General features: G+C 73.0%; 8 protein-coding genes. 1 reads left to right on the forward strand and 7 read right to left on the reverse strand.

The annotated features are described in order from the left end of the window. Positions 1 to 64: 64 nt before the first annotated feature. Genes WDV06_RS17335 through WDV06_RS17345 form a run of 3 tightly spaced genes read right to left on the reverse strand, consistent with a single transcriptional unit; the run spans position 65 to position 2279 of the window. The gene (locus tag WDV06_RS17335; RefSeq protein WP_395510654.1) at positions 65 to 802 is read right to left on the reverse strand and encodes a thioesterase II family protein; all 738 of its coding nucleotides are present in this window, start codon (positions 800 to 802) and stop codon (positions 65 to 67) included. After that, the gene (locus WDV06_RS17340) at positions 799 to 2049 is read right to left on the reverse strand and encodes a cytochrome P450 (protein ID WP_395510655.1); all 1251 of its coding nucleotides are present in this window, start codon (positions 2047 to 2049) and stop codon (positions 799 to 801) included. Before WDV06_RS17340 ends, WDV06_RS17335 begins: the two co-directional genes overlap by 4 nt. Further along, positions 2046 to 2279: a phosphopantetheine-binding protein gene (locus tag WDV06_RS17345; RefSeq protein ID WP_395510656.1), complete on the reverse strand. Its 234-nt coding sequence runs from the start codon at positions 2277 to 2279 to the stop codon at positions 2046 to 2048. Before WDV06_RS17345 ends, WDV06_RS17340 begins: the two co-directional genes overlap by 4 nt. A 329-nt stretch (positions 2280 to 2608) precedes the next feature. Between WDV06_RS17345 and WDV06_RS17350 the strand changes: the two genes are divergently transcribed. After that, positions 2609 to 4123 carry an FAD-dependent monooxygenase gene (locus tag WDV06_RS17350; protein ID WP_395510657.1) on the forward strand — a complete coding sequence of 505 codons (1515 nt, stop codon included), beginning with the start codon at positions 2609 to 2611 and terminating at the stop codon, positions 4121 to 4123. A 100-nt stretch (positions 4124 to 4223) separates the two neighbouring features. Here WDV06_RS17350 and WDV06_RS17355 read toward each other — a convergent pair whose 3' ends face one another. The 4 genes from WDV06_RS17355 to WDV06_RS17370 all read right to left on the reverse strand — a co-directional run bounded on the left by WDV06_RS17355 (position 4224) and on the right by WDV06_RS17370 (position 10552). Further along, a complete protein-coding gene (locus tag WDV06_RS17355) occupies positions 4224 to 4985 on the reverse strand; it encodes an ABC transporter permease (RefSeq protein ID WP_395510658.1) in 762 nt (253 codons plus the stop codon). Next, positions 4982 to 5938: an ATP-binding cassette domain-containing protein gene (locus WDV06_RS17360; RefSeq protein WP_395510659.1), complete on the reverse strand. Its 957-nt coding sequence runs from the start codon at positions 5936 to 5938 to the stop codon at positions 4982 to 4984. The genes WDV06_RS17355 and WDV06_RS17360 overlap by 4 nt, the downstream gene beginning before the upstream one ends. A gap of 65 nt (positions 5939 to 6003) precedes the next feature. Further along, the gene (locus WDV06_RS17365; protein ID WP_395510660.1) at positions 6004 to 6708 is read right to left on the reverse strand and encodes a thioesterase II family protein; all 705 of its coding nucleotides are present in this window, start codon (positions 6706 to 6708) and stop codon (positions 6004 to 6006) included. 34 nt (positions 6709 to 6742) lie between these two features. Then, positions 6743 to 10552, reverse strand: coding sequence for a non-ribosomal peptide synthetase (locus WDV06_RS17370; RefSeq protein ID WP_395510661.1), 3810 nt, complete (start codon positions 10550 to 10552; stop codon positions 6743 to 6745). Positions 10553 to 10560 lie beyond the last annotated feature (8 nt).

Consider the following 10560-nt stretch of genomic DNA (forward strand, 5'->3'; position numbering starts at 1 on the left):
AGACGTTCCTTCCGGTTCTCTCGGCATCTCGCTCGGACGGACGGACGGGCAGGCGGTCGGACGGTCAGCGCCAGGAGGTCAGCGCGCCCAGCAGTTCCCCGGGTGCGTCCATGAAGGCGTAGTGGCCGCCGTCGACCACCCGGAACTCCACCCGGTCCGCGTACCGGCGCCACCCTTCGAGGTCCTCGGCGCTCACGTCGGTGTCGTCGCGCCAGTGCAGGACGACCAGGGGGCAGTCCACCCGGTCCGGTTCCGACCGCCGGTAGGCGCCCGCGGCGGCGTGGTCGCGCAGCAGCACGGACATCCCGAGGTCGATCATGTCCGGCCGGGGCTCGATCCCGCGGCCGCGGACGAACGCCTCCAGCTCGGCGCGCAGTTCCGGCTCGGTGAGGGTGAGCATCCGGTCGCGCGCCGCGTCGTGCGGGGCGGGCTGGCCGGACACGTAGAGGCAGCGCGGTCCGGGCAGGCCGCGCGCGGCGAGCCGGAGCACGGTCTCGTACGCGGGGATGGCGCCCGCGCAGTGCGCGAAGAGCGCGTACGGCCGGTCGAGCAGCGGAGCCAGGGCCTCGGCGAGGTTGTCGGCCAGGTCCTCGTAGGTGCCGTAGTGCGGGTGCGCCAGCCGGTTCTCGCGGCCGGGGAACTGCACCGGGCAGACCTCCACGCCGTCGATGGCGGCCGGCCAGGCGCTGAAGGCGGAGGCGCCGGATCCCGAGAAGGGGAGGCAGAAGAGCCGGGCGGCGGGGGCGGCGGACGGCGGCCGCACGAACCACGGCGAGGTGGCGGTGGTGGTGCCGGTGGTCATGGGGTCCGCCGTTTCTCTCCGACGAGGGGCAGGTGGGTCATGCCGGCGATGAAGTACGAGCGCAGGTGCTCCGGTTCTCCGGCGGGTTCGAGGGACTCGAAGCGGGCGAGCAGCTCCTCGAAGAAGACGCGCAGGGTCATCCGGGCGAGGGGCGCGCCGATGCAGAAGTGCGGGCCGAACCCGAAGGCGCCGTGGCGCTTGGCCCCGGCCCGGGTGATGTCGAAGGCGTGCGGGTCGGGGAAGACGGAGGCGTCCCGGTTGCCCGAGCCGATCCACGCCACGACGGCGCCGCCGGCCGGGACGGTGCCCCCGGCGATGTCGGCGTCGTCCACCGCGTACCGCATGAAGTTGCAGGCGGCCGAGGTCCAGCGCAGGCCCTCCTCGACGAGGTTGGGCACCAGTGTCGGGTCGGCCGCCGCCTTGCGGTACTGCTCGGGGCGTTCCATGAGCGCCAGGACGGTGCCGGAGACGGTGTGCGGGGTGGTGACGTTGGCGCCCAGCAGGATGCTGTAGCCGTCGAGGGCGATCTCCTCGTCGGACAGCGGGGCGCCGCCGGGGCGGACGCTCGTGAGGTGGTGCAGGAGGCTCTCGTCCTCGGCGCCGGAGGCCCGGTGGGCCGTGGCCCAGTCCCGGACGTAGGTGAGCAGCTCGTGGTGGGAGATGGCCAGGGTCGCGGCCTCGCTGCCCAGGCGGAAGTGCGGGTCCGAGGGGGCGGTCACCATGGCGGTGAGCCGGACGAGCTCCTCCCAGTCCTTCTCCGGGATGCCGAGCAGCGGGCCGGTGACCAGCGCGGGCAGCAGCAGGGCCTGCTCGGCCAGGTCGAAGACGGCGCCGTCGAGGGCGGGTTCGAGGAAGCGGACGACGGTGGCGCGGATCCGGTCCTCCCAGACCTGGACGGCGCGCGCGGTGAGCCTGGAGCCGAGCGGGCGGCGGACCTCGGTGTGCCGCGGCGGGTCGGTGGAGGTCATCAGCACCCCGGCGGCGGGGTCGTCCGTACCGAGGTGGGTGGGGACGGTGCCGCGCTCGGAGGTGAACGCGCGGTGGTCGGACAGGACCCGGCGGACGTCCTCGTAGCGGGTCACCGACCAGAACTCCCGGCCGTCCGGCAGCACCTGGTGGTGCAGGGGGGCCCGCTCCCGCATGGCGTCCCAGACCGGGTGGGGGTCGCCGGTGGCGTAGAGGTCCAGGTCGAACAGGTCGACGCCGGCGAGGTCGACGTCGCGCGCGGGGCCCGGCGTCAGCCTCACGCGCCGGTCCTGCCCTGCTCGATGAGTGCGGCGACCCGGGCCGGGGTCTGCGCCAGGTAGAAGTCGCGTACGGACAGCCGGACGCCGTACTCCTCCGACACCCGCTCGATGATCTTGATGCCGCTCAGCGAGTTGCCGCCGATCGTGAAGAAGTCGTCCTCCACGCCGACCTCGCGGCCGCCCAGGTGCTCGCCCCAGAGCGCCGCGATTTCCCGTTCCAACGATCCCATGCGCGTATGTCCTTCCTCCGCCGGCCGGGGTCGCCCCGGCCGTGCCGTCCCGCCGGCGGGACACCTTCCTCGGGCGGCGGGACCGAGTCTCGCGTGGACGCCCGCCGCTGCGCACCGCTCCTGCGGGTGGCCGGGCACCTGCGGCCGGTGGGGTTGAGAGTGTGCCGCCGGGCCTGCTCCGCGCCGGCCGTCCCGCCGGCGGGACAGCGGAAGTCCGGCCGCGGCGTGCCCGGGCCGGCGCCGGCGTTCCTTGACCGGCCGATTCGCGTTCAGTGAACGTGAAGGCGGTTCAACGACGTTAGAGGCACAGTCGAACGAGGGGGAACGACGTGGGGCATACGGGTACGGACGCGGACGTGGTCGTCGCGGGAGCCGGGCCGACGGGTCTGATGCTCGCCTGCGAGCTGCGGCTGGCCGGCGCCGACGTGGTGGTGGTCGAGCGGCTCGCGCGGCGGACGGGCGAGTCCCGGGCCGGCGGGATCCACTCGCGCACCCTGGAGGTGCTGGACCAGCGCGGCATCCTGGACCGCTTCCTGGCGGAGGGGCAGCCGCAGCCGGTGGGTCATTTCTCCGGCCTCTACCTGGACTTCGACGAGTCCGAGTCCAGGCATCCCTACCCGCTGATGATCCTCCAGTCGGCCGTCGAGCGGCTGCTGGAGGAGTGGGCGGGCGAGCTGGGCGTACGGGTGCGCCGGTCGGCGGCGGTGAGCGCGGTCCGCCAGGACGGGGACGGGGTGACGGTCGGGCTGGACACGGCGGAGGGGGCCGCGGAGCTGCGCGCCCGCTACCTCGTGGGCTGCGACGGGGGGCGCAGCACGGTGCGCAGGCTGGCGGGCATCGGCTTCCCCGGGACCGACGCGACGATGACGGCGCTGATCGGTGACGTCGAACTGCCGGACCTGCCGGAGGACTACGTGTGGGTGCGGCGCACCCCGGGCGGGGACTACTCGGCGATCGCCTTCGAGCCGGGCTGGTTCCGGGTGATCACCTCCGAGTACGACCGGGTGGCCGACCGCGACGAGCCCGCCACGTTCGAGCAGCTGCGGGAGTCCCTGGTCCGGGTGGCGGGCACCGATTTCGGCATGCGCGCCCCGCGGTGGGTGTCCCGGTTCAACGACGCCGCGCGCCAGGCCGAGCAGTACCGGAAGGGGCGGGTGCTGCTGGCGGGCGACGCCGCGCACATCCATTTCCCGGCCGGCGGGCAGGGTCTGAACATGGGGGTGCAGGACGCGGTCAACCTCGGCTGGAAGCTGGCCGCGGTGGTCCGGGGCCGGGCGCCGGAGGCGCTGCTGGACAGCTACCACGCCGAGCGGCACCCCGTCGGGGAGCGCGTGCTGCACAACACCCGGGCGCAGGCGGCCCTGGCCCGCCCCGGCGCGGCGACGGACGCGCTGCGCGAGGTGTTCGGCTCGCTGATGGTGTTCGACGACGTCAACCGGGTCCTGCGGCACATGCTGACGGCGCTGGACGTGCGCTATCCGGTGGCCGGCGACCACCCGATGGAGGGCCGGCGGGTCTTCGACGCCGACCTCAAGACGGACGAGGGCGTCATCGGCGTCTACCGGTTGCTGCACGCCGCCCGGCCCGTCCTGCTGGACCTGGGCGGCGGTGCGGAGGCGGCTTCCGTCGCCGCGGGCTGGGCCGACCGCGTCGACCTCGTCTCGGCGCGCGCCGAGGACGAGCTGTGGCCCGTTCCGCCGGTCGGCGAGGTGCCCGCTCCGGCGGCGCTGCTCATCCGGCCCGACGGGCACGTGGCCTGGGCGGCGGCCGCCGGCGGTGAGCCGGACACCGCCGCGCTCCGGGCGGCCCTGACGACCTGGTGCGGTCCGGCCGCGGCGCGGTGAGGCGGTGCCCCGGCCGGTGCGGGGCACCGCGTACGGCGGCCGCCGGGACCCGGTCGGGGTCCCGGCGGCCGCCGTCGTCGTGGCCGTGCTCAGGCCGGGTTCACGCCCGCTTCTTGAACGTGGAGACCGCCCACACGTAGCCGAGGAGGGCGAGGCCGAGGCACCAGGCGACGGCCGCGAGCGCGTCGCCGCCCGAGGGGTGGCCCGTCAGCAGTCCGCGCAGGGTCTCGATGATCGGGGTGAAGGGCTGGTATTCGGCGAACTGCCGGATGCCCGTGCCCATGGTCTCCGCGGGGACGAACGCGGTGCTCAGGAAGGGCAGCATGATCAGCGGGACGGTGGCCAGGCCGGCCGACTCCACGGTCTTGGCGGCCAGGCCCGTGGCGACGGTGAGCCAGCCGGCCGCGAAGCTCAGCAGCACGATGACGCCGACGACGCCGAGCCAGTCGAGGGCGGTGGCGGCCGGGTCGAAGCCCATGGCGAAGGCCACACCGACGATGGCCGCGCAGGCCACCAGGCAGCGCACCGTGGTGATGACGACGTGTCCGGTCAGCATGGCCCCGCGGGAGACGTCCATGACCTTGAAGCGGTTGATGATGCCCTTGGTCATGTCGTCGTTCACGGCCGTGGCGGTGGCGCCCAGTCCGTAGCTGATGGCCATCACGAGGAGGCCGGGCGTGGCGTAGTCGACGTAGTCCTCGCCGACGCTGAAGGCGCCGCCGAACACCCCGACGAACATGAGCATGATGATGATGGGGAACAGGACCGCGTTGAAGACCGTGACGGGGTTGCGCACGGTGTGCTTCAGGTTGCGGCGCAGCATGATCGCCGAGTCGGCCAACGGCGTCGAGACCGTGCTCACTGTGCGATCGCCTCCTTGCTGGTGTTCTGGGCGCCCGCCGACTGGTCGGTGAGGGCGAGGAAGACGTCGTCGAGGTCCGGGCGCTGCACCGAGAACTCCTGCGCGTCGAGCCCGTGGGCGTCGAGCCGGTCCAGCAGGGTCCGTACGGAGCGCGTCTCGCCGTCGCCGGGGACGCGCAGCGTCAGCTCCTCCTCGTCCCGGGTGGCCTCGGTCAGGACCCGGGCCGCGGCGTCGAGTTCGACGAGGTCGGCGAAGCGGAACCGGACGTGGGTGCCGGGGATCTGGCGCTTGAGCTCCTCGGGGGTGCCCTGGGCGACCAGCCGGCCCTGGTTGAGGACCGCGATCCGGTCGGCGAGCTGGTCGGCCTCCTCCAGGTACTGGGTGGTGAGGAAGATGGTGGTGCCCTCGGACACCAGCTCGCGGACGATCCCCCACATGGTGCGGCGGCTGCGCGGGTCGAGGCCCGTCGTCGGCTCGTCGAGGAAGATCACCTGCGGGTTGCCGACCAGGGTCATCGCCAGGTCCAGTTTCCGGCGCATGCCGCCGGAGTAGGCCGAGGCCTGCTTGTCGGCGGACTCCACCAGGTCGAACCGCTCCAGCAGTCCGGTGACCAGCCGGCCGCCGTCGCGCACGCGCTTCAGGTCCGCCATCAGCTGGAGGTTCTCCCGGCCCGACAGCAGTTCGTCGACCGCGGCGAACTGGCCGGTGACGCCGATGGATCCGCGCACCTGCTTCGTCTCGGTCGCCACGTCGTGCCCGGCGACCCGCACCGTGCCGGCGTCGGCCTTCATCAACGTCGTCAGGACGTTGACCGTCGTCGTCTTGCCCGCCCCGTTCGGGCCGAGCAGGGAGAAGACCGATCCCGCGGCGACGTCGAAGTCGATGCCGTCGAGCACGACCTTGTCACCGTATGCCTTGCGCAGCCCTGAAACTGCGATCGCTGAACTTCTCATGCCTCCACTTTCCCCTCCGGTCCTGTCATCCACCTGTCACGCCGCTGACACCGCGCTGGAGTACGTCACCCCTGTTCAGAGGCTTGTGCCGCGATCACGTCGAGGACTTCGCGGCCGGCGTCGACCAGGTACATGTGGTCGCCGGGGAACTCCTCGTACGTGAAGCCGGCCGTGGTCGCCGCCTGCCACTGGCGGGCCTCCGGCGCGGTCACCAGACCGTCGGCCGCGCCGCGCAGCGAGCAGATCGGCACCGCCAGCGGTACGTCGGTGCTCGGTACGTAGTTCTCGTGCATCTCGCAGTCGGCCTGGAGGGCCGGGAGGATCAGCTCGCGCATCTCCGGGTGGTCCAGGGCCTCGTGCCGGAACCCGGCGAACTCCTCGACCCGGGCGAGGAACTCCTCGTCCGGCAGGCCGGCCGCGCGCCGCTCGCGCTGGGTCCACGGGCCGGGTGAGCCGCTGACGACCAGCCGTTCGACGTGGACGCCGCGCGCCCCCAGCAGGTGGGCCAGTTCGTAGGCGAGCACCGCACCCAGGCTGTGGCCGAACAGCACGGTCCGGGCCCCTTCGCCGAGGTCCCGCACGACGTCGTCGACCACTCCCTTGGCCGCCTCGTACACGTCGCGGTACGGCTCCTCCATGATCCGCCGCTCCCGGCCCGGCAGCTCGACCGAGGTCACCCGCCAGCGGCCGGCGGCCGGCTCCCGCCAGGGGTGGAAGAAGGAGGGACCCGCCCCGGCGAACGGCACGCACAGCAGCGTGGTTTCCGTCATTGCGACCAACTCCGATCAGGTGTGCGACGGTGCGTCATGCGAGGTCCGCCAGCTTGCGGTTGAGGACGTCGAAGACCTCGGACACGGGCCCGGGCAGGTTCATCTCGTGGTGGGTGGCGGCCACGTCGTGCTCCTCGATGGCGCCGAGGACGTAGGGGCGCCAGAGGTGGGCGTACCGCTCGTCCTTGAGCGTGGCGTGGAAGAAGACCACGTCGCCCCGGTAGACGGGGGATCGCCAGTCCATCATCAGGTTCGTGTTGTTGGCCAGGACCTTCGCCATGTTGTCGAGGAAGTCCTGCTGGTTGCCGGTGCCGATGTACTGGCCGAAGAAGTCCTCCAGCTCGTCGCGGTAGTCCTCCACCGTCTTGTCGCGGTGGATGTCCGACCAGCCCTCGCCGCCCGGCTGGGAGTCCAGGATCGCGGTGAGGGCGATCTCGTGGCCGCGCCGGTCCAGTCCGGCCGCGACGGCCTGGACGAGGGTGCCGCCGTAGGACCAGCCGACGAGGTTGAAGGGCCCCTCGGGCTGGACGGCCAGCATCTCCTCGATGAAGTGGTCGACCATCTCGTCCACGGATTCCACCAGCGGGGCCCGGCCGTCGGCGCCGCGCGACTGGAGGGCGTACGCCTGCCGGCCCTGGACGTGCGTCACGAAGCTGAAGTAGGCCCAGCCCAGGCCGCCTCCGCCGTGGAAGAACCACAGGGGCTTCTTCCCGGTGCCCGGGTCGCCGTTCAGGGGCAGGACGACGCCGAACGGGTCGGCGACCTCGTCGGGGACGGCGCCGGCGAGCAGCAGGGCGGCGAGCTGGGCCACCGTCGGGAACTTGATGATCGTCCTGAGCGGCAGCTCGACGTCGAAGTCCTTGCGGATGCGGACGCTGAGCCGGGTGGCGAGCAGGGAGTGGCCGCCGAGGGCGAAGAAGTCGTCGTCGACGCCGACGTGGTCCCGGTCGAGCAGCTCGCGGAAGACGGCGGCCAGCTTCTCCTCGTGGGAGTTGCGCGGCGCCCCGCCGGTCGCGGCGGGCGCGTGCCCGTCGGGCAGGGCCTGCCGGTCGAGCTTGCCGTTGGCGGTCAGCGGGATCTCGGTGAGGGGGACCAGCACGGCGGGCACCATGTAGTCCGGGAGGCGTCCGCGCAGGTACGCGGTCAGTTCGGGAAGCAGTTCGCCCGCCCCGGCGGCGTCCGCCGCGGGCACGACGTAGCCGGCGATGCTCCGGTCGCCCTGCCGGTTCTCGCGGACCACGACCGCGGCCCGCGCGACGGCGGGATGGCCGGCCAGTACGTGCTCGATCTCGCCCAGCTCGATGCGGAAGCCGCGGACCTTGACCTGGTGGTCGGTGCGGGCGAGGTACTCCAGCCGGCCCGCCTTGTCCCACCGCACGAGGTCGCCGGTGCGGTACATGCGGGCTCCGGCGGGGCCGAACGGGCAGGGCAGGAAGCGTTCGGCGGTCAGTTCCGGACGGTCCTGGTAGCCGCGCGCGAGCCCGTCTCCGGCGATGTACAGCTCGCCCTGCACCCCGCGTGGGACGGGGCGCAGCCGGGCGTCGAGCACGTACACCTGCGTGTTGCCGACCGGCGTGCCGATGGCCACGCCGGCGCCCGCCTTGAGGGGGGCGGTGGTGGACCAGGTGGTGGTCTCGGACGGGCCGTACCAGTTGCCGGCCTCGACGGCCTGCTCGGCGAGCGTCTCGGCGAGGCGGACGGGGACGGCCTCCGCGCCGGTGATGATCCGCAGGCCCCGGGCGGCGTCCGGCTCGTGCGCGAGCAGCATCTGCCAGAAGCCGGGTGTGGCCTGGACGACGGTGACGGCGTGGCGGCGCAGCAGGGCCGTCATGGCCGGCGGGTCGGTGACGGTCTCCTTCGTCGCCAGGACCATGGTGGCGCCGCAGACGAACGGGAGGTACAGCTCGGTGTTGGCCATGTCGAAGGACACGGTGGTGCTGAACAGCATCCGGTCGGCCGGGGTCAGCGGGAAGCGGCGGCGGGTGGCGGCCAGGAAGTTGGCCAGCGCCCCGCGCGGGACCGTCACGCCCTTGGGGGTGCCGGTGGAGCCCGAGGTGTAGATGACGTACTGGGCGTTGTCCGGGCGGACGTCGACGGCGGGCGGCGTGTCGGGGTGGCCGGCGAAGTCCGCGGCGGCCAGGGTCCCGGCGTCCAGGACGAGCGCCGGCCGGGCCTGTTCCAGGACGAAGTCGGTGCGGGAGCGCGGGTGGTCGGGGTCGATCGGCACGTAGGCGGCGCCGGCCTTGATGACGGCGAGCAGGGCCACCGGCAGGTCCGCCGTCCGGGGCAGGCACACGGCGACCAGGGACTCGGGGCGCACGCCGCGGTCGACGAGCCAGTGCGCGAGGCGGTTCGAGCGGGCCTCCAGCTCGCGGTAGGTGAGGGTCTCCTCGTCGGCGATGACGGCGGGGTGGTCCGGGGCGGCCTCGGCATGGCGGCGCAGCTCCTCGGCCAGTCCGCCTTCGAGGGTGGGTTCGGCGGTGTCGTTGACCTCGGTGAGCAGCAGCTCCCGCTCGCCCTCGACGAGGACGTCGACGTCGGCGACGCGGGTGTGCGGGTCGGCGGCGAGCTGCTCCAGGACGCGGGCGTAGCGGGCGGCCATGTCCTCGACGGTGTCGCGGTCGAAGAGGTGGGTGGCGTAGGAGATGTCCCCGCGCAGCGCGCCCGTCTCGTCGGTGGTCATGCTGAAGAACACGTCCACCTGGGTGGTCGCGAGGAGGACCTGGCGGTATTCCACGTCGAGCCCGTCGAGCTCCAGGGACCACTTCTCGGTGTTCTGCCAGCCGCACATCACCTGGAAGAACGGCCGGTAGGCGGCGGAGCGGTCGGGGTTGAGCTGTTCGACCAGCACCTCGAAGGGCACGTCCTGGTGCTCGTAGGCGGTCAGCGCCTTGTCGCGGACCTGGGCGAGCAGGTCGGCGAAGGTCGGGTCGCCGGAGAGGTCCATGCGGATGACCAGGTTGTTGACGAAGCAGCCGATCAGGTCGTTCAGGGCCTCGTCGGTGCGGCCGGCGATGGGGGTGCCGACGGGGATGTCCTCGCCGCCGCCGAGCTTGCCGAGCAGGACGCCGAGCGCGGCCTGCATGACCATCGACATGGTCAGCCCGCGCCCGTCGGCGAGCTTCTGCAGGCCGGCCATGACCTCGGCGGCCACGGGGATGGGGACGGCGTCGCCGTCCGTGCCGCCCTCCACGGTGCGCGGGCGGTCCAGGGGCAGGTCGAGCGGCTGCGGCACCCCCTCCAGTTCGCGGCGCCAGTACGCGATCTGCCGCGCGCCGAGGCTGTCCGGGTCCGCCAGGTCGCCGAGGACCTCGCGCTGCCACATCGTGAAGTCCTTGTACTGGACGGGCAGCGGCTCCCAGCCGGGCGCGCGGCCGGCCCGGCGCGCGTTGTAGGCGGTGGCCAGGTCCCGGGCCAGGGGGGCGCCGGAGCTGCCGTCGGAGGCGATGTGGTGGACGACCAGGACCAGGACGTGCTCCTCGGGGCCGGAGCGCAGCAGGCGGGCCCGCAGGGGGATCTCGGTCTCCAGGTCGAACCAGTGCGCGACGGTCTCGTCGACGGCGGCGGACACCTCGTCGGGCGTCACCTCGGCCACCGGGAGCCGTACCTGCTCCAGGGCCCGCTCCATCGGGAGGATCACCTGGAACGGCTCTCCGTCCTCGTCCGTCCGGTAGACGGTGCGCAGGATCTCGTGCCGGTCGACGAGGTCGCCGAGCGCCGCGAGGAGGGCGGCGTGGTCCAGTCGCCCGGTCAGCCGGAACGCCGAGGAGATGTTCCAGGTCTCCGCACCCTCCAGCTGGTGCAGGAACCATGTGCGACGTTGCACGAAGGACAGCGGGATCATTGCTTCAC

Source organism: Streptomyces racemochromogenes, assembly GCF_044129415.1.
GTDB lineage: Bacteria > Actinomycetota > Actinomycetes > Streptomycetales > Streptomycetaceae > Streptomyces > Streptomyces racemochromogenes_A.

Coding starts and splice junctions, on each gene's coding strand:
- WDV06_RS17345 (WP_395510656.1), bottom strand. CDS start 2,279: ATGGGATCGTTGGAACGGGAAATCGCGGCGCTCTGGGGCGAGCACCTG.
- WDV06_RS17360 (WP_395510659.1), bottom strand. CDS start 5,938: ATGAGAAGTTCAGCGATCGCAGTTTCAGGGCTGCGCAAGGCATACGGT.
- WDV06_RS17335 (WP_395510654.1), bottom strand. CDS start 802: ATGACCACCGGCACCACCACCGCCACCTCGCCGTGGTTCGTGCGGCCG.
- WDV06_RS17365 (WP_395510660.1), bottom strand. CDS start 6,708: ATGACGGAAACCACGCTGCTGTGCGTGCCGTTCGCCGGGGCGGGTCCC.
- WDV06_RS17370 (WP_395510661.1), bottom strand. CDS start 10,552: ATGATCCCGCTGTCCTTCGTGCAACGTCGCACATGGTTCCTGCACCAG.